This is a genomic window from Pseudomonas sp. OV226, assembly GCF_003148705.1.
In the GTDB taxonomy this organism is placed as follows: Bacteria; Pseudomonadota; Gammaproteobacteria; order Pseudomonadales; family Pseudomonadaceae; genus Aquipseudomonas.
On the sequence record NZ_QGGS01000003.1, the window covers coordinates 426,205 to 444,178 of the forward strand.

General features: G+C 60.2%; 20 protein-coding genes. 11 read left to right on the forward strand and 9 right to left on the reverse strand.

Going from position 1 to position 17,974, the window contains the following annotated elements:
- Positions 1-85: 85 nt before the first annotated feature.
- The 6 genes from C7534_RS07935 to C7534_RS07960 all read left to right on the forward strand — a co-directional run bounded on the left by C7534_RS07935 (position 86) and on the right by C7534_RS07960 (position 5,386).
- Positions 86-1,000, forward strand: coding sequence for an ABC transporter permease subunit (locus C7534_RS07935; RefSeq protein WP_046028438.1), 915 nt, complete (start codon positions 86-88; stop codon positions 998-1,000).
- Positions 1,001-1,003: 3 nt separating this feature from the next.
- Positions 1,004-2,287 (forward strand): high-affinity branched-chain amino acid ABC transporter permease LivM, encoded by a 1,284-nt coding sequence (gene livM / locus C7534_RS07940; RefSeq protein ID WP_046028439.1) that lies wholly within the window; start codon positions 1,004-1,006, stop codon positions 2,285-2,287.
- Entirely contained in the window at positions 2,284-3,156 is an 873-nt protein-coding gene (locus tag C7534_RS07945) for an ABC transporter ATP-binding protein (RefSeq protein ID WP_046028440.1), read from the forward strand. The genes livM and C7534_RS07945 overlap by 4 nt, the downstream gene beginning before the upstream one ends.
- On the forward strand, positions 3,153-3,869 hold the full coding sequence (locus C7534_RS07950) for an ABC transporter ATP-binding protein (RefSeq protein WP_109785454.1): 717 nt from the start codon (positions 3,153-3,155) through the stop codon (positions 3,867-3,869). Before C7534_RS07945 ends, C7534_RS07950 begins: the two co-directional genes overlap by 4 nt.
- Positions 3,870-4,073: 204 nt before the next feature.
- Complete coding sequence (locus C7534_RS07955; protein ID WP_109785455.1) at positions 4,074-4,310, forward strand: hypothetical protein; 237 nt, start codon at positions 4,074-4,076, stop codon at positions 4,308-4,310.
- 308 nt (positions 4,311-4,618) lie between these two features.
- The gene (locus tag C7534_RS07960; protein WP_046028444.1) at positions 4,619-5,386 is read left to right on the forward strand and encodes an SDR family oxidoreductase; all 768 of its coding nucleotides are present in this window, start codon (positions 4,619-4,621) and stop codon (positions 5,384-5,386) included.
- Positions 5,387-5,506: 120 nt separating this feature from the next.
- Here C7534_RS07960 and C7534_RS07965 read toward each other — a convergent pair whose 3' ends face one another.
- From C7534_RS07965 to C7534_RS07995, 7 genes are all read right to left on the reverse strand, one after another.
- Positions 5,507-6,634 (reverse strand): AGE family epimerase/isomerase, encoded by a 1,128-nt coding sequence (locus tag C7534_RS07965; protein WP_109785456.1) that lies wholly within the window; start codon positions 6,632-6,634, stop codon positions 5,507-5,509.
- Positions 6,635-6,802: 168 nt separating this feature from the next.
- Entirely contained in the window at positions 6,803-7,375 is a 573-nt protein-coding gene (locus tag C7534_RS07970) for a HupE/UreJ family protein (protein WP_109785457.1), read from the reverse strand.
- A 29-nt stretch (positions 7,376-7,404) separates the two neighbouring features.
- On the reverse strand, positions 7,405-8,019 hold the full coding sequence (gene ureG / locus C7534_RS07975) for an urease accessory protein UreG (protein ID WP_109785458.1): 615 nt from the start codon (positions 8,017-8,019) through the stop codon (positions 7,405-7,407).
- 23 nt (positions 8,020-8,042) lie between these two features.
- Positions 8,043-8,717 (reverse strand): urease accessory protein UreF, encoded by a 675-nt coding sequence (locus tag C7534_RS07980; RefSeq protein ID WP_046033053.1) that lies wholly within the window; start codon positions 8,715-8,717, stop codon positions 8,043-8,045.
- Entirely contained in the window at positions 8,714-9,214 is a 501-nt protein-coding gene (gene ureE / locus C7534_RS07985) for an urease accessory protein UreE (RefSeq protein ID WP_109785459.1), read from the reverse strand. Before ureE ends, C7534_RS07980 begins: the two co-directional genes overlap by 4 nt.
- 193 nt (positions 9,215-9,407) lie before the next feature.
- Positions 9,408-10,040 (reverse strand): TetR family transcriptional regulator, encoded by a 633-nt coding sequence (locus tag C7534_RS07990; protein ID WP_109785460.1) that lies wholly within the window; start codon positions 10,038-10,040, stop codon positions 9,408-9,410.
- A 157-nt stretch (positions 10,041-10,197) separates the two neighbouring features.
- Positions 10,198-10,584 carry a hypothetical protein gene (locus C7534_RS07995; protein WP_109785461.1) on the reverse strand — a complete coding sequence of 129 codons (387 nt, stop codon included), beginning with the start codon at positions 10,582-10,584 and terminating at the stop codon, positions 10,198-10,200.
- A 389-nt stretch (positions 10,585-10,973) separates the two neighbouring features.
- Here C7534_RS07995 and C7534_RS08000 point away from each other — a divergent pair, with 389 nt between their 5' ends.
- The gene (locus C7534_RS08000; RefSeq protein WP_109785462.1) at positions 10,974-13,049 is read left to right on the forward strand and encodes an AsmA family protein; all 2,076 of its coding nucleotides are present in this window, start codon (positions 10,974-10,976) and stop codon (positions 13,047-13,049) included.
- A 131-nt stretch (positions 13,050-13,180) separates the two neighbouring features.
- Here C7534_RS08000 and C7534_RS08005 read toward each other — a convergent pair whose 3' ends face one another.
- Complete coding sequence (locus C7534_RS08005) at positions 13,181-14,107, reverse strand: LysR substrate-binding domain-containing protein (protein ID WP_177412225.1); 927 nt, start codon at positions 14,105-14,107, stop codon at positions 13,181-13,183.
- Positions 14,108-14,215: 108 nt separating this feature from the next.
- On the opposite strand from C7534_RS08005, the gene C7534_RS08010 reads away from it, so the two are divergent.
- The 3 genes from C7534_RS08010 to C7534_RS08020 all read left to right on the forward strand — a co-directional run bounded on the left by C7534_RS08010 (position 14,216) and on the right by C7534_RS08020 (position 16,159).
- Complete coding sequence (locus tag C7534_RS08010) at positions 14,216-14,854, forward strand: FMN-dependent NADH-azoreductase (RefSeq protein ID WP_109785464.1); 639 nt, start codon at positions 14,216-14,218, stop codon at positions 14,852-14,854.
- Entirely contained in the window at positions 14,855-15,160 is a 306-nt protein-coding gene (locus C7534_RS08015; RefSeq protein ID WP_046033046.1) for a DMT family transporter, read from the forward strand.
- Positions 15,161-15,268: 108 nt separating this feature from the next.
- Positions 15,269-16,159, forward strand: coding sequence for a lipase family alpha/beta hydrolase (locus C7534_RS08020; protein WP_109785465.1), 891 nt, complete (start codon positions 15,269-15,271; stop codon positions 16,157-16,159).
- Positions 16,160-16,201: 42 nt separating this feature from the next.
- Here C7534_RS08020 and C7534_RS08025 read toward each other — a convergent pair whose 3' ends face one another.
- The gene (locus C7534_RS08025) at positions 16,202-17,077 is read right to left on the reverse strand and encodes a DMT family transporter (RefSeq protein ID WP_077432391.1); all 876 of its coding nucleotides are present in this window, start codon (positions 17,075-17,077) and stop codon (positions 16,202-16,204) included.
- Positions 17,078-17,173: 96 nt separating this feature from the next.
- On the opposite strand from C7534_RS08025, the gene C7534_RS08030 reads away from it, so the two are divergent.
- A complete protein-coding gene (locus C7534_RS08030) occupies positions 17,174-17,962 on the forward strand; it encodes an AraC family transcriptional regulator (protein ID WP_109785466.1) in 789 nt (262 codons plus the stop codon).
- The last annotated feature ends 12 nt before the right edge of the window (positions 17,963-17,974 follow it).

A 17,974-nucleotide genomic window follows, 5' to 3' on the forward strand; every position in this document is an offset into this window, starting at 1 on the left:
ACATTGCTCCGACGTAAATCTGTATTTTCCTTAGAAGAGCCGCACACCCACAGGTGTACAGGTTCTCATTGCGTGAGATTGCGTTATGGATGGTATTTTCCTGCAGCAACTGGTCAACGGCCTGACCCTCGGGTCGGTCTATGGCCTGATCGCCATCGGCTACACAATGGTCTATGGCATCATCGGCATGATCAACTTCGCCCACGGCGAGGTTTACATGATTTCCGCTTACCTCGCGGCAATCAGTCTGGCTCTGCTGGCTTACTTCGGTATCGAATCCTTCCCTCTGCTGATGCTCGGCACACTGATCTTCACCATCGTCGTTACAGCGGTGTATGGCTGGGTCATCGAGCGAGTCGCTTACAAACCGCTGCGTAACTCCACCCGACTGGCACCGCTGATCAGCGCCATCGGTATTTCCCTGATTCTGCAAAACTATGCACAGATCGCTCAGGGCGCCCGCCAACAAGGCGTTCCGACACTGCTGACCGGTGCATGGCGAGTTGATGTCGGGACTGGTTTCGTCCAGCTCACCTACACCAAGATCTTCATTCTGGTCGCCGCGTTTGTCGGGATGGGCCTGCTGACCTACATCATCAAGTACACCAAGCTCGGCCGTATGTGCCGCGCGACCCAGCAAGACCGCAAGATGGCCTCAATCCTGGGGATCAACACCGACCGCGTCATTTCCTACGTGTTCATCATCGGTGCAGCGATGGCGGCCCTGGCCGGCGTGCTGATCACCATGAACTACGGCACGTTCGACTTCTACGCAGGTTTCGTCATCGGCATCAAAGCGTTCACCGCAGCGGTACTGGGCGGGATCGGCTCGCTGCCGGGTGCGATGCTTGGCGGGATCATTCTGGGGATCTCCGAGTCGCTGTTTTCCGGTCTGGTCAACTCCGACTACAAAGACGTTTTCAGCTTCTCGCTGCTTGTTCTCGTTCTGGTCTTTCGGCCTCAAGGCCTGCTCGGCCGTCCTCTTGTGTCGAAGGTGTAAGCGATGTCTTCAACCACTAAAAAAACCATTGATATCAAAAGAAGCCTGGTTGACGCGATTCTTGCCGGCCTTGTAGCGCTCATCGTGTTTGGTCCGATTGTTGGCATTGTCCTCGACGGCTATGGCTTCAACCTGCAACCAACACGAGTGGCGTGGATTGTCGCCATCGTCATGGCTGGCCGCTTTGCTTTGAGCCTGTTCCTGCAAACACCCAAGGGTTTGAGAATTCTCGAAGGGTTTGAAACCACGGGCTCCGGGGTTCATGTACTGCCACCCGATTACAAATCACGGTTGCGCTGGATCATCCCGCTGATGGTCGTCATTGCCGTGGTGTTTCCGTTTTTCTCCAACTCCTACCTGCTGGGCGTGGTCATCCTCGGGTTGATCTACGTGTTGCTCGGTCTGGGGCTGAACATCGTGGTCGGCCTGGCCGGCCTGCTCGACCTGGGTTACGTGGCGTTCTACGCCATCGGTGCCTACGGTTTGGCGCTCGGTTACCAGTACCTCGGCCTGGGCTTCTGGACGGTGCTGCCACTGGCGGCAATTACGGCAGGCCTTGCCGGTTGCATCCTGGGCTTCCCGGTGTTGCGTCTGCACGGTGACTACCTGGCAATCGTGACGTTGGGCTTCGGTGAAATCATCCGCTTGATCCTCAACAACTGGCTGTCGCTGACCGGTGGCCCGAACGGCATGCCGGCACCGCTGCCGACGTTCTTCGGTCTGGAGTTCGGCAAACGGGCGAAAGACGGCGGGGTACCGTTCCACGAGTTCTTCGGCATCGCCTACAACCCCGACGTGAAGTACTACTTCATCTATGCGGTGTTGTTCATGGTCGTGCTGGCCGTGTTGTACATCAAGCACCGCTTGACCCGCATGCCGGTCGGCCGCGCCTGGGAAGCCCTGCGTGAAGACGAAATCGCCTGCCGCTCCATGGGCCTGAACCACGTGCTGGTGAAGCTCTCGGCCTTCACCATCGGTGCATCGACGGCCGGTCTGGCCGGTGTGTTCTTCGCCACCTACCAGGGTTTCGTCAACCCCACTTCATTCACCTTCTTCGAATCGGCCCTGATCCTCGCCATTGTGGTACTGGGCGGTATGGGTTCGACCATCGGCGTGGTGATTGCAGCCTTCGTGCTGACCGTCGCCCCGGAACTGCTGCGTGGTTTCGCGGAGTATCGCGTGCTGCTGTTCGGCATCCTGATGGTGTTGATGATGATCTGGCGACCGCGCGGCCTGATCCGGATCAGCCGTACCGGTGTGACCCCGCGTAAAGGAGTAGCGCCATGAGCGAAGTCGTACTCTCGGTCGAGAAGCTGATGATGCACTTTGGCGGCATCAAGGCGCTGAACGATGTCAGCCTGAAGGTGCACCGCAACTCGATCTTCGCCCTGATCGGCCCCAACGGCGCCGGCAAAACCACCGTGTTCAACTGCCTGACCGGTTTCTACAAGGCCTCCGGCGGCAAGATCGAACTCAACGTGCGTGGGCAACAGACCAACGTCATCAAATTGCTCGGCGAATCATTCAAACCGACGGATTTCGTCTCACCTAGATCGTTTGCCAGTCGGCTGTTCTACAAGGCGTTCGGCGGCACCCACCTGGTGAACCGTGCCGGTCTGGCGCGGACCTTCCAGAACATTCGCCTGTTCAAGGAAATGTCGGTGCTGGAAAACCTGCTGGTGGCCCAGCACATGTGGGTCAACCGCAGCATGCTGGCCGGCATCCTCAATACCAAGGGCTACCGCAAGGCTGAAAGCGATGCGCTGGACCACGCCTTCTACTGGCTGGAAGTGGTGGATCTGGTGGATTGCGCCAACCGTCTGGCCGGTGAACTGTCGTACGGTCAGCAACGTCGCCTGGAAATTGCCCGGGCCATGTGCACCCGTCCGCAAATTATCTGCCTCGACGAACCGGCCGCCGGCCTCAACCCTCAGGAAACCGAAGCGCTGAGCGCGATGATCCGGCTGCTGCGTGACGAGCACGATCTGACCGTGGTGCTGATTGAACACGACATGGGCATGGTGATGAGTATTTCCGACCACATCGTGGTGCTGGACCACGGTGTAGTGATCGCCGAGGGCGGTCCCGACGCGATCCGTAATGATCCGAAAGTGATTGCGGCCTATCTGGGCGCCGACGAAGAGGAAGTGGCATGACGCAACCCATCCTCGAACTCAAGGAACTGGACGTGTTTTACGGGCCGATCCAGGCCCTGAAAAAAGTCTCGCTGCACATCAATGAAGGTGAAACGGTCAGCCTGATCGGCTCCAACGGTGCCGGCAAGTCGACGCTGCTGATGTCGATCTTCGGCCAGCCGCGGGCGGCTGACGGGCAGATCATCTACCAGGGCGTGGACATTACCCACAAGTCGTCCCACTACATTGCGTCGAACGGCATCGCTCAATCGCCGGAAGGCCGGCGGGTATTCCCCGACATGACCGTCGAGGAAAACCTGCTGATGGGCACCATCCCGATCGGTGACAAGTACGCCAAGGAAGACATGCAACGCATGTTCGAGTTGTTTCCGCGACTCGAAGAACGGCGCACTCAGCGGGCGATGACCATGTCTGGCGGCGAGCAGCAAATGCTCGCCATCGCGCGCGCATTGATGAGTCGGCCGAAACTGCTGTTGCTCGACGAGCCAAGCCTGGGGTTGGCGCCGATTGTGGTGAAACAGATCTTCGCCACCCTTCGGGAACTGGCCAAAACCGGCATGACGATCTTCCTGGTCGAGCAGAACGCCAACCATGCGCTTCGGTTGTCAGACCGGGCGTACGTGATGGTCAACGGTGAGATTCGCATGACCGGCACCGGCAAGGAGCTGCTGGTTAACGAGGATGTGCGTAACGCCTACCTCGGCGGTCACTGAGTCTGCGTGGTTATGCACAAGCCCCGGCGCGCAATCGCCGGGGCTTTTTTACATCCTTGATTCGGCACCAAGCTCGATGGGCGGTGGGGTGAGTTGAAATTGTGGAAAACAATCTTCACAAGCTCGCAAAGCGCGACATAAAGCCGCTGCAAATAGTTGTTTTGTCACGGTTTTGACTTGTCCCCGTTTGCTGTGGAGCTGGCTGTGAATAACGTGGGAGTAGCTGACTGGACGCCTTTAAAGCCGTGGCTTGTGGCGTGGTGGTTGTTTTTTGATCAGGCGTTTTTGCGCGACTCTGAACCGCAGTTGTCAATCTTTTTATTGGCGATAGAACTAGCACAAAACGGACAGGGCGAGCCTGTGGATAAGTCTGTGATTAAACTCTGGAAAGACTCGGCTGAGGGCCGTAGTTACTGGCTTGGCGCCACTGCTGGTCTGTAGGAGAAATCGTGCAAAATGCATGGGGCTACACTGCGAGCATCCGAGGGTCAAGCAAAAAACTTTCAAAACTCCCCGCAAAGCCTTGTACACAGCGGCTTTCAACCTTTCCACTTGCCCCCGGAAACTGTGGACCGGCCTGTGGATAACATGCGCGCACATGGCTACAAGCCGCGGCGGACATGGTGTTGCCAGGGTTGAGCGTTTTTTGAGCAGATTTGCGGTGGTTGCCGCTGTGTGCAAGGCCGGGCATGCTGCCAGCTGATTTTCTATTCCAAGGGCTGCCCGTCAGCCGAAGCAAGGAGAACACGATGTCCAACACCCTGTTTATTACCGGCGCGACGTCCGGTTTTGGTGAAGCCTGTGCCCGCCGTTTTGCCGAGGCAGGCTGGAAGCTGGTACTGACAGGCCGTCGTGAAGAGCGCCTCAATGCCCTGTGCGCCGAATTGTCGAAGCAGACCGAGGTGCATGGCCTGGTGCTCGACGTGCGTGACCGCAAAGCCATGGAGGACGCGATTGCCAACCTGCCACCATCCTTCGCCAAGCTGCGCGGGCTGATCAACAATGCTGGCCTGGCGCTCGGTGTGGACCCGGCGCCCAAGTGCGATCTCGACGATTGGGACACCATGGTCGACACCAACATCAAGGGCCTGATGTACAGCACTCGTTTGCTGTTACCGCGCCTGATTGCTCATGGTCGTGGTGCCGGCATCGTTAACCTCGGCTCCATCGCCGGCAATTATCCGTACCCGGGCAGCCACGTGTATGGCGCGAGCAAGGCGTTCGTCAAACAGTTCTCCCTGAACCTGCGCTGCGACCTGCAAGGCACCGGCGTGCGCGTCAGCAACATCGAGCCGGGTCTGTGTGAGAGTGAGTTCTCGCTGGTGCGTTTTGCCGGTGACCAGGAGCGTTACAACGCGACGTACGCCGGTGCCGAGCCGATCCAGCCGCAAGACATCGCCGAGACCATTTTCTGGGTGCTCAACGCGCCGGCGCACATCAACATCAACAGCCTGGAACTGATGCCAGTGAGCCAGACCTGGAGCGGGTTTGCGATTGAGCGGAACGCGAAGGTTTAAGACCGCGTAACGGCCAATCGCGGGCAAGCCCGGCGCCTACAGGTAATGTGTTGGATCGCCAATTGGCGAGCGCTACAAGCCCTGTGGGAGCCGGGCTTGCCCGCGATAGCTATCGGTCAGTCAGCGCAGATAGTCGGCCAACCCGCGATAGCAGGTTGCCAAGTGATAAGGCGTGGTCGACGGCATGTCTTTGCGGCTGACTTCGCCCAGCTCATCCCGACACTCATACCAGCCGCCCGCATGCAGAAAGCGCTGTTGCAGCGCTTGTAGCTGGCGTTGCACCACCGCTTCGGCGTTCGGGCGCAACGTCAGCGCCCTCAAGTATTCCGCCTGAGCCCAGATGCGTTGGGTGGCATCTTTGGCGTTGCCCTCCAGATCAAGCATCGCCTGTGCTGCACCGGTCTGCGCATCGACGCCTTGTTGTTCGGTGAATGCGAACGCACGGTCCAGCGATGCATGAAGTGGCGAACCGCGCAGCAGCGACGAAGATTCGAGCAAAAAATACCACTCGAACTGATGCCCGGGTTCGAACCAGTTATCCACAGCTCCCAGCGGTTTCTCCATCAACACGCTGTGTTGCGGGTCAATGAAGCGCTTGTGCATGGCTGTGCATAACGCGACGAGTGCACGTTGCACCGCGATGTCTTCGCGTACCGACAGGGTCGCGAGGAAGGCTTCGGCCAGGTGCATCAGAGGGTTTTGCAGCGGCCCGGAGTCGAGCGAAGACCAGTCGCGATCGAGGCTGGCGTCGTACAGACCGTCGCCTGTGGCGAAGCGCTGACCGATCACTTCCAGTGCCGCGTTGAGCGCGGATTCCACCAGCGGTTCGCGCGACTTGTCCCAGTAATGGGCGCAGGCGAACAGAATGAACGCGTGGGTATACAGGTCTTTGCGCTGATCCAGCGGCGTGCCGTGCGGGTCGATGCTGTAGAACCAGCCACCGTGTTCGGCGTCGTGGAAGTGCTGTTGCAAGGAGCGGAACAGCTTGGCGCAGCGCTCCTGCGCGCCTGGCACCTGGCCGATCAGGCTGGAAAACAGATACAACTGCCGTGCGCAGGCCATGGCCCGATAGCGTTGAGGCGGCAGCGGTTGATGCTCGGCGTCCAGTGCTTCATAGGGCAACGCCATGTCGGCATTCCAGCCGGGGCCTTGCCAGAGCGGCACGATCACGTCCTGGAAGTGCTGTTGCACCGAGGCGAACAGGGCGGTCAATTCAGGCAGGGAGGCGGAGCGGGAAACAGGTGGCATTGGCTGGCGTCGTCACGGCAGGGTCGATTGCGCGACATGTTAGCAGGCCTGAGAGATGCGGTGTCTGTCAGGCCGCCATCGCGAGCAAGCTCGGCTCCTACAAGAGCACGCATTCCACTGTAGGAGCCGAGCTTGCTCGCGATGAGGCCTTCACCGGCGATAAAAAAATCAGCCCGCCAACAACCACACGCCAGTCGCCGCCGAAGCCGCGCCCGCCAATCGAACCAATGGCGCAGCCGCTTGCGGCAGCAAGCGAACGACCGCATACCCGGTCGCATGCAACGCCGCCGTTGCCGCCACAAAACCTGCCGCATAGGCCCAAGGGCTCGACATGTCCGGCAACTCCAACCCATGCGCCACACCGTGGAATAGCGCAAACAGCGCCGTCGCCCCCACCGCTACGCTCAATGGCGGACGAACGGCCAACGCCACCGCCAGCCCCAGCGCCAGCACCGACGCGGCAATCGCGCCTTCCAGCGCCGGCAGGTTCAGCCCTTCAAAGCCCAGCAGGCCGCCGATCAGCATAGTACCGACGAAGGTGCCGGGCAGCGCCCAGCGCGCCGCACCTTTTTGCTGAGCGGCCCACAAGCCGACCGCAACCATTGCCAGCAAGTGGTCGAGGCCGCCAATCGGGTGGCTGATGCCGGCGATCAAGCCGTTGTCACCATGACCCGGATGGGCGAAGGCGATGGCCGGGGTCAACAGCAGGGCCATGGCGCCCAGAATGCGTTTCAGTGTCATGGATAAGCTTCCTTGTTGATAAGTCGTGATCAGGCGGCTGTCAGCAGGCCCTGGCGTTCGATAAAGGCGATGATCTCTTCAAGGCCCAGTCCGGTTTTCTGGTTGCTGAACACAAACGGTTTGCCGTTGCGCATGCGTTTTGTGTCGCTGTCCATCATCTCCAGCGAGGCACCCACCAGCGGCGCGAGGTCGACCTTGTTGATTATCAGCAGATCGGATTTGCAGATCCCCGGCCCGCCCTTGCGCGGGAGTTTGTCGCCGGCCGACACGTCGATCACGTAGATGGTCAGGTCGGACAATTCCGGGCTGAACGTTGCCGACAGGTTGTCGCCACCGGACTCCACCAGAATCAGGTCCAGCCCCGGAAAGCGGCGGTTGAGTTGATCCACGGCTTCGAGGTTGATCGAGGCGTCTTCGCGGATCGCCGTGTGCGGGCAGCCGCCGGTTTCCACGCCGATGATTCGCTCGGGTGCCAGGGCTTCGTTGCGCACCAGAAAATCGGCGTCTTCGCGGGTGTAGATGTCGTTGGTGACGACCGCCAGGTTGTAGCGCTCGCGCAGGGCCAGGCACAGGGCCAGGGTCAGGGCGGTTTTGCCGGAACCGACCGGGCCGCCGATACCGACACGTAGAGGTTGTGTGTTCATGTGATTCTCCAAGCTAAAAGGCCCTAGGAACGGAACAGACGGCTGTACTGGCGCTCATGGGCCATGCACGCCAGGGACAGGCCAAAAGCGGCGCTGCCATAGTGTTCGGGGTTGATTCGGGTGGCGTCCTGCTGGGCTTGTTGCAGCAGCGGCAGCAATTCACTGGTCAGGCGTTGGGCGGCTTGCTGGCCCAGCGGCAGGGTTTTCATCAGTACGGCCAATTGGTTTTCCAGCCAGCTCCAGAGCCACGCGGCCAGCGCATCCTGGGGACAGATTCCCCAGGCCCGTGCCGCCAGCGCCCAACCGAGGGCCAGATGCGGTTCGGGGCGTTGGTCGAGGAAGGCGCGAGCCGGCGCGTCCAGCTCCGGTAAACCGTTGAGCAGTTGCTGCAAGGAATAGCCCATCTGTCGGCTCTCTTGATGCAGCTCGCGGGTTTCCCGACTGGCACGGTGTTGTTCACAGCGTCGGAGCAATTCGGGCCAGTTCTCTTCGGCCGCCGCCGTGCAATGGGCAAGCAGCAGCGGCGCCTCGAACCGTGCCAGGTTGAGCAGCAATTGATCACTGATCCAGCGTCGTGCGCCGTCCGCATTGCTTACGCGACCGTTTTCCACCGCCATTTCCAGACCCTGGGAATAGCTGTAGCCGCCAATCGGCAGCTGCGGGCTGGCCAGGCGCAGCAGCGCCCAGGCCGGGTTCATAAGCGGACGCCGAACTGGTGCAGTTTCGGCGGATAGTTGAAATCTTCGTCACCGTGCCGGGAGTGGTGGTGGCCTCCGCCATAGGCGCCGTGTTCCGGCTGGAAAGGTGCTTCGAGGCTTTCGACCTTGGCATCCAGCTGTTCGAGCATGGCTTTGAGCACGTAATCGTCGAGCAGGCGCAGCCAGCCATCACCGACCTGCAGGGCGACATGGCGATTGCCGAGGTGATAGGCGGCGCGAGTCAGCTCGAAGGCATTGGCGCAGGTAACGTGCAGCAATTGTTCGGGGCGGGCGCAGACACGCACGATGCGCCCGTCTTCGGCTTGCAGGCATTCGCCGTCATACAGGGGCGGCTGTCCGCGCTCCAAAAACAACCCGACGTCTTCACCTTCGGCACTGAAACAGCGCAAACGGCTTTTGCTCCGGGCTTCGAAGGTCAGGTGCAATTCGGCGGCCCAGACGGGTTGAGGGTCGATTCTGCGATGAATCACCAGCATCGGAAGGCTTCCAGCAATGGACATTGCTGAGGCTAGAGCAAGGGGCTTGCCAATCGGGCAATACGTAGGAAATACCTGTCGGAGTGCAGGGGGTGGTGTGCAAAGTTGGTTGAAGTTGGTGCGAGGAGGGGTGTGGTGCACCAATTTGCGGCGCACAAAAAAAGATCGCCATTGAGGCGATCAATTCAGGCGGTCATTCGGTGCTGCCGAGTCCTTGCCAATGCTTCAAACCGATAAAGATAAAGCGCAGTTGCTGAGTGATTTTCGCTTGAGGTGTCAAATGTTCAGGCAGCGCCTCGGCCGGCGGATCAATGATCTCGGGCAAGGTCGCAAACACACTTTTGACGATCAGATCAGCCATGACGCTCAGGCCGCCAATGTCGAGGTGTTGCAGCTTGGGCATCAAGGACAGGTCGGCTGCCAGGTCCGAGCTGATGTCTTCGCGCAAACGTGCGATGGCCTGGCGTACCGGCAGTGATCCGCCGTACTGCTCGCGGGCCAGAAACAGGAATTGCGAGCGATTGGCGCTGACCACGTCGAGAAAGATCCGTACCGACGCATCAATAATGCCGCCCATGACGAATTCGTTATGGCGCACCAGGCGAATGGTTTCACGGAAGGTCTGACCGACTTCGCTCACCAGCACCAGCCCCAGTTCGTCCATATCGGCGAAATGCCGGTAGAAACCGGTGGGCACGATGCCGGCGGTTCTCGCTACTTCGCGCAGGCTGAGACTGCCGAATCCTCGGCCGCATTCCATCAGGTGGCGTGCAGCGTCCATCAGGGCGTTGCGGGTCTGTTGTTTCTGTTCGGCGCGGGGCAGCATCGCAAGGGTGTTTTCTGGACAAGACAGCGGCGCACTCTAGCAAATCGGCTTCGCTGGCGTCGAACGACTATCGGGGGATCAAGCGGGGAAACATGGCTTCTCTATAAGTCAAAAGCCCAATCCGGGGATTGGGCTTTTTTTCAGGGCCGCCATGGGCTTAGCTCACAGCGCTGTTGCGTTCGATCACACGGTCACCACCGCCTTCAGCCAGGGTTTGGCCTTGTGGGGTGCGGTCGGAACCGCCTTCAGCCAGGGTCTGGCCTTGTGGGGTACGGTCGGAGCCACCTTCAGCCAGGGTTTGGCCTTGTGGAGTACGGTCCGAACCATCTTGGGTGATCAAGCCTTTTTCTTTCAGGCGATCGTTACCGCCTTCGGCAAGTGTCTGGCCTTGTGGGGTGCGGCTGGAACCATCGGCGGCAACGGTTTGGCTGAACACCGATTGGTTGTCTTTGACTTGCGGAGTGGCCTGATCCGCGGCTGGCAAAGCGAAAGCGGTGCTGGCTAGCATCGAGAGGGTCAGGCTAAGCAGTAATTGGCGTTTCATGATGGGTTGCTCCTTGGGGGGGGCGATAAAGTGGGTACGAGGGCAATGCTACTCTCGATAAATCGATATGAAAGTTCATAACCGCAATGGTAATAATCAACAGAATTGATTGTTCTGCTGAGAGCCTCTAAACCGGGCGTTTTCGGCGAGTGTTTTTGCACCGAGGTGGGTATTTCCGACTCACTCGCGCCGCACAAAAGTGCGGGTGGGGTAACGCCGTTTAGAGCGCGCAGGTTGATCGCGCCCGATTATTTGAACGTTAATTGGCTTTTCGGTTAAACCTGCGCACCTTTTCCCAGTCCTAGATTTCATGGCAGGCCGGTTCTGGCCTAACGTTTCACACGTGCGTCGCGGTCAGGACGCTCAGTCGTTTCAAGGAGCCCTGTGCAATGACGCGCCCCCCTAAAATTGTTGCCTGGATCTTTGCCAGCCTGGTTGTTCTGCTGGCGATACTCGTACTGGTCATCGTGTTCTTCGATTGGAACCGGATCAAACCCGCGATAAACAACAAAGTCACCGAAGAACTGCACCGAGCATTCGCCATCAATGGCAACCTCGCGGTGGTCTGGCAGCGCGAGCTCGACGAGGCTGGCTGGCGGGCCTGGGTGCCGTGGCCGCATGTGGTCGCCGAAGACTTGAGCCTGGGCAACCCGGACTGGTTGAAGCAGCCGCAGATGGTCACCCTCAAACGCGTAGAGCTACGTATTTCACCGCTCGCCTTGCTGGCGCAGCGGGTGGTGATCCCGCGAATCGACCTGACCGAGCCGAACGCCAACCTGCAGCGCCTGGCCGATGGTCGCGCCAACTGGACGTTCAAATTCGACCCCAAGGACCCGAACGCCGAACCTTCGAACTGGGGGGTGGACATCGGCGCGATCGGCTTCGACAAAGGCCATGTCACCCTCGACGATCAGAGCTTGAAGACTCAACTGGATGTGCTGATCGACCCGCTGGGCAAACCCGTTCCGTTCAGTGACATCGTCGGTGACAAAGCGGCGAAAACCGCACAGGAAAAGGGGGCCGCGCCACAGGACTACGCCTTCGCGCTCAAGGTCAAAGGCCAGTACCACGCGCAGAAACTCGAAGGCTCCGGCAAGATCGGTGGGTTGCTGGCCCTGCAGGATGCGGCCAAGCCGTTTCCCCTGCAGGCCCAGGTGAAAATTGCCGATACCAGCGTCGAGTTGGCCGGCACGTTGACCGATCCCCTGAACCTCGGCGCGCTGGATCTGCGACTGAAATTGGCTGGCACCAGCCTGGGCAATTTGTATCCGCTGACCGGCGTGACGCTGCCGGATACACCGCCTTACGCCACCGACGGGCACTTGATCGCCAGGCTGCATGAGCCCAGCGGCGCAGTGTTCCGCTATGAAGAATTCAACGGCAAGATCGGTGAGAGCGACATCCATGGCAGCCTGGCTTATGTCGCCAGCCAGCCTCGGCCGAAACTCAGCGGTTCATTGCTCTCCAATCAATTGCTGTTTGCCGACCTTGCACCGTTGATTGGCGCCGACTCCAACGCCAAACAAAAGGAGCGCGGTGGCGACAGTAAACAGCCGCCGGACAAAGTGCTGCCGGTCGAAGAGTTCAAGACCGAGCGCTGGCGTGACATGGACGCCGATGTCGAATTCACCGGCAAGCGCATCGTCCACAGCGAAAAACTGCCGTTCAACGACCTGTATACGCACCTGGTCCTGACCGACGGGGAGCTGCGACTTGAGCCCCTGCGTTTTGGCGTGGCCGGGGGCAACCTGGAGGCGCAGATTCGCTTGAATGGCCGGACCGAACCGTTGGAAGGCCAAGCGAAACTCACGGCCCGCAAGTTCAAACTCAAGCAACTGTTCCCGACGTTCGAGCCGATGAAAACCAGTTTCGGCGAGCTCAATGGCGATGCCGACATTTCGGGGCGCGGCAACTCGGTGGCCAAGCTGTTGGGCAGTGCCAACGGCAATCTGAAAATGCTCATCAATGACGGGGCGATCAGCCGCGAGTTGATGGAATTGGCCGGGCTGAACGTCGGTAACTATGTGGTCGGCAAAATCTTTGGCGACAAGGAAGTGAAGATCAATTGCGCGGCGGCCGACTTCGATATCAAGACCGGGTTGGCGACCACGCGGCTGTTCGTCTTCGATACCGAGAACGCAATCATCTATATCGATGGCACCGCGAACATGGCCACGGAACAACTGGACCTGACCATCACGCCGGAGTCGAAGGGGTGGCGCCTGATTTCGTTGCGCTCGCCACTGTATGTGCGGGGCCCGTTCATCAAGCCGGATGCCGGGGTGAAAGCGGTGCCGCTGATGCTGCGCGGGGCGGGAATGGTCGCCCTGGGCGTGATCGCCGCTCCGGCGGCGGGGTTGCTGGCGTTGGTGGCACCCAGTGGTGACGCGCCAAACCAGTGTGCGCCGTTGCTGGAACAGATGAAGGCGGGGAAAGCGCCGGTGACCGTCAAACCCACCAAGTGAATTGCGGCGTCTGTAAAGACGTCATCGCGGGCAAGCCATGCTCCCACAGGGATTTGAGTCGATCACAGCAGTCGATTTCACCGCACAACCTGTGGGAGCCGGGCTTGCCCGCGATGGCGGTATGTCGGGCGCTACAGGTCCTTCAGTATGCCCGCATGCCCGGACAACAACGCTTCCTCACGCAACCATGCAAAAAATGCCCGTACCGGCGGATGACGCTCGCGACCCGGCACACACAGTGCGCTATACCCGGCCCCGTCGACTTGAATGTCGCCCTTGTAGGGCACCAGCAAACCGCTGGCCACGCTTTCTGACACCAGAATATTGCTCGCGAGCACCAGCCCTTGCCCGGCAATCGCCGCTTGCAGGGCGTAATGCTCTTCGTCGTATTCACGCACCGCAGGTTGTTCCTTCAGCCAGGTTTCGCCGGACTTGGCGCACCAGGCCTCCCAGCCATGGGCATACAACTTGGAATTGTGCCAACGCACGCTGATCAGCGCGGGTGTCCGCTGGGCCGCCAGCGCCACTTGCTCGGGTGAGCCATACACGCCGAAGGACTCATCAAACAGGCACAAGCCATACAGGTTGGGGTAGTCGTCGAGGCTGTAGCGCAGGACCAGATCGACACTGGCGTCCTGATGCAAATCGATGACTTCGCAATGGGTGTCCAGGCGCAGGCTGATGCCGGGGTGGCGCGCGTAAAAGCGTCCGAGGCGCGGCACCAGCCACAACGCGGCGAAGGCGGCGGTGGTGGAGAGGGTCAGGTGTGTGCCGCTGTGTTGCGGGCGCAAGGTGTCGACGCTTTGCGCCACGTCCAGAAAAGCACCGTGCAGGCTGTGGAACAACCGCTCACCGCCGTCGGTCAGGCGCACTTGCCGTGGCAGGCGTTCAAACAGCGGCACGCCGAGCCAGGTTTCCAGCGAGCGAATTTGATGGGACACCGCCGTCGGCGTCACCGAGAGTTCTTGCGCAGCCGCCTTGAAGCTCAGCAAGCGGGAGGCGGATTCGAAGGCGCGCAGGGCGGTCAACGGCAGCGAAGCAAACATTGAGAACTCCATGGATGAAATGGATTCATCCCGACTGATTTCTGCTCATTTGAAGCGGTTGGCTGGGAGCATCAAGCTGCAAGCCACAAGCCGTTTGAGTGTAATCCCAAGGAGATTCAGATGAGTAAAATTCTTGCCGTTCACGCCAGCCCCCGTGGCGATCGTTCTCACTCCCGGCGTTTGGCCGAAGTGTTTCTTGCAGCCTGGCAGGCGCACCATCCGCAGGCCCGGTTGACCCGGCGTGAAGTCGGGCGGGCGCTGATTCCGCCGGTCAATGAAGCCTTTGTGGCCGCCGCGTTTTACCCCGAACCCCAGGCACGACCGCTGTCGATGCAGGCCGACCTGGCGTTCAGCGATGAACTGGTCGGCGAATTGCTCGGGCACGACCTGCTGGTGATTTCCACGCCGATGCACAACTTCAGCGTACCCAGTGGCCTCAAGGCCTGGATCGATCAAATTGTGCGGCTCGGGTTGACGTTCAATCACACGCTGGACAATGGCGTGGCCCAATACGAGCCGCTGGTTCAAGGCAAAAAAGCCTTGATCGTCACCAGTCGCGGCGGCTTCGGGTTCGGCCCGGGCGGTGAGCTGGAAGCCATGAACCATGCCGATCCGTTGTTGCGCACGGCGCTGGGATTCATCGGTATTACCGACATCACCGTGGTCGCCGCCGAGGGCGAAGAGTCCGAGGCGCGTACGTTCCAGGTCTCTGCCGCCGAGGCCGAGCAGCGTTTGCTGGCGCTGGCCAGGGAGTTTTAGATGGCCTGGCTGTTTCTGCTGATCGCCGCCGGGTTCGAAGTCACCTTCGCGATGGGCATGAAGTACGCCGAAGGTTTCACCCGGCCCTGGCCGTCGCTGATCACAGTCGTGGCGGCAGTGGGCGGGATTTACTTCCTGACCCTGGCCATGCGCGAGTTGCCGGTGAGCATCGCGTATCCGATCTGGACCGCCATCGGTTCACTGGGCACGGTGTTTCTCGGGTTTGCGCTGCTGGGCGAAAGCCTGACGGCGATCAAAGTGGTGTCGGTCGGGCTGATCGTGGCGGGCGTGGTGGGGTTGAAGTAGGGTGGATGTCATAAACTGGTCGTCGAGTTGTCATGTTCGGTGACGATGCTTGGCTGACGTCTTGCCTCGCGCCTTGCTTCATCTCCTCGACCACAAGGACGTTCGCCCATGTCGCAAGGTTCCGCTACGCGCTACCCGCTGGTGTTGGTCCCGGGAATGCTCGGGTTTATCCGACTTGTGCTCTATCCGTATTGGTACGGCATCGTCTCGGCCCTGCGCCAGGGTGGGGCGACCGTGTTTGCGGTGCAGGTCTCGCCGCTCAATTCCAATGAGGTGCGCGGCGAGCAACTGCTGGCGCGTATCGAACAAATCCTGCACGAGACCGGGGCCGCGAAGGTCAACCTGATCGGCCACAGCCAGGGTTCGCTCACCGCACGTTACGCTGCTGCCAAACGACCGGACCTGGTGGCGTCGGTGACCTCGGTGGCCGGGCCGAATCACGGTTCGGAACTGGCCGATTACCTGCACAAGCACTACCCGCACGACAGCGTAAAGGGCCGCCTGTTGAGCTGTCTGTTGCGGTTGATCAACGCCTTGATGTGCCTGCTCGACACCGGCTATCGCGGGCCGAAACTGCCGGTGGATATCCCTGCGTCCCATCACTCACTCACCTGCGAAGGCGTGGCGCTGTTCAATCAGCGTTATCCACAAGGCCTGCCTGAAACCTGGGGCGGGCATGGACCGGAGGAGGTCTACGGCGTGCGTTATTACTCGTGGTCCGGGACGTTACAGCCGGGCAAGACCGATCGTGGGCGCAATCTGTTTGACGGGACCAATCGCAGTTGCCGGCTATTTGCCCAAACGTTTGTGAACGAGGCCGGGTATTGCGACGGGATGGTCGGGCGGTACAGTTCGCACCTGGGCACGGTGATTGGCGATGAGTATCCGCTGGACCACTTCGACATCGTCAATCAATCGCTGGGATGGGTGGGCAAGGGCGCCGAGCCGATCCGGTTGTTTGTCGAGCATGCGGCACGGCTAAAAGCAGCCGGCGTGTAAGCCGCCCTCTGGCGAGGGAGCTTGCTCCCTCACCACAAAGGACTATGCGCGGCCCAAAACGGTGGTCCAACGCTCCGAAACAATCACCCCGCCCAGCGTCAACACCCCGCCCACCAAGTGATACAGCGCCAACTGTTCATGCAGCACCACCGCCGCAATCAGTGCGGTAATCAACGGCAAAAGATTGAAAAACAGCGTGGTCCGGCTCGGCCCCAGGCGCACCACCGCTTGCATCCACGCCAGCGGTGCAACCATCGAGGCCAGCAGGCAGGCATACAACACCAGCGGAATGTTCTGCAGCGTCGGGCCGATCTTCGGTGAGGCGAGGAACATCGGAAACAGCACCAGCACGGCGACCAACACCTGCAAATACAGCAACACCAATGGTGGCAGCCGCAACTGCCATTTTTTCAACAAGGTGCTGTAGATCGCGTAGGCCAACGTGGCGATCAGCATCATCGCATCGCCCAGGTTCACCCCATGCTCCAGCAGCGCGCCAAGGCTGCCGGACGAGACCACCACTGCCACCCCAGCAAACGACAGCACCGCACCGGCCAAGGCCCCCAGGGTCAGGCGCTGGCCGAGGCTGATTATCGCCATGGCCAAGGACATCAATGGCATCAGCGACAGAATGATGCCCATGTTGGTGGCCGAGGTCAGGGAGGCGGCGAAGTAGGCGAGGCTCTGATAGACCGCCATGCCCAGCACGCCGAGGACGAAAATCTTGCCCAGGTTCGGGCGGATCTGCGGCCAATGTGCGATCACCGGTTTGAGCATGAATGGCGTGAACAGGATGGCGGCCAGCAGCCAGCGGTAGAAACCGATCTCGGCGGGGAAGATCGCCCCGGCTGACATTTTGGTGATCACAGTGTTGCCAGCCCAAATGAAAATGGCCAGCAGGGGATAAGCGTATTGCATCAGGAAAAACCAGAACGTTAATGAAGCGCAATTATCCTCTGTCTGGATGCAAGCCTATACTTTGATCCAGACAACACACTGCGGATTCCGGACAGCATGAGCAGTAAACACATCGACCTGCTGGCATTCAGCGAACTGCCGGCCCCGGTCTATTTTCGCTACGCCGATTTCAACACCCATGAATACGCCTCGGCCCACCGTCATCCGTGGGGCACGCTGGAGTATTCGGCCAACGGTGTCTTGCACATGGAAATCGGCAGCAGCCGTTTCATGTCGCCGCCGCAATACGCGGTGTGGGTGCCGCCGCACACCGAGCACAGTTTCTACAGCAACCAGCCGATCAACTATCGTGCGGTCTGTCTCGCGCCGTCGCTGTGCCAGGATTTGCCTGCGCAGGCCTGCACCCTGGCCATCAGCGACATTCTTAAAGCCATCCTCAAGGACTTCGCCGCGCGCGATGTGAAGATCCCCGAGCAAGAGGCAGACAAGCGCCTGGCCCAAGTGCTGGTGCATCAACTGCAACAGGCGCCGGTGCAAGAGTGTTACTTGCCCTACGCCAGCAGCCCGGGCTTGCTTGGAATACTGGACGCCTTGCAAGCCGCGCCTGGGGATAACCGGCCACTGGCCCACTGGGCGGAACAAATCCATGTCAGCGAGCGCACGCTGGCGCGCCAGTGTGTCCGCGAGCTGGGGATGAGCTTTGGGGAGTGGCGGCAGCGCTTGCGGTTTCTGGCCGCGATCGAAGCGCTGGACAGTCACCGCAGCGTTCAGGACATCGCCTTCGACATGGGGTACAGCACCGGCTCGGCTTTTATCGCGATGTTTCAACGCCAGGCCGGGTGTACGCCGGAGCAATACCGGCGCAGTCACCTCGAGAGTCGGTGAAGGTGTAACAGG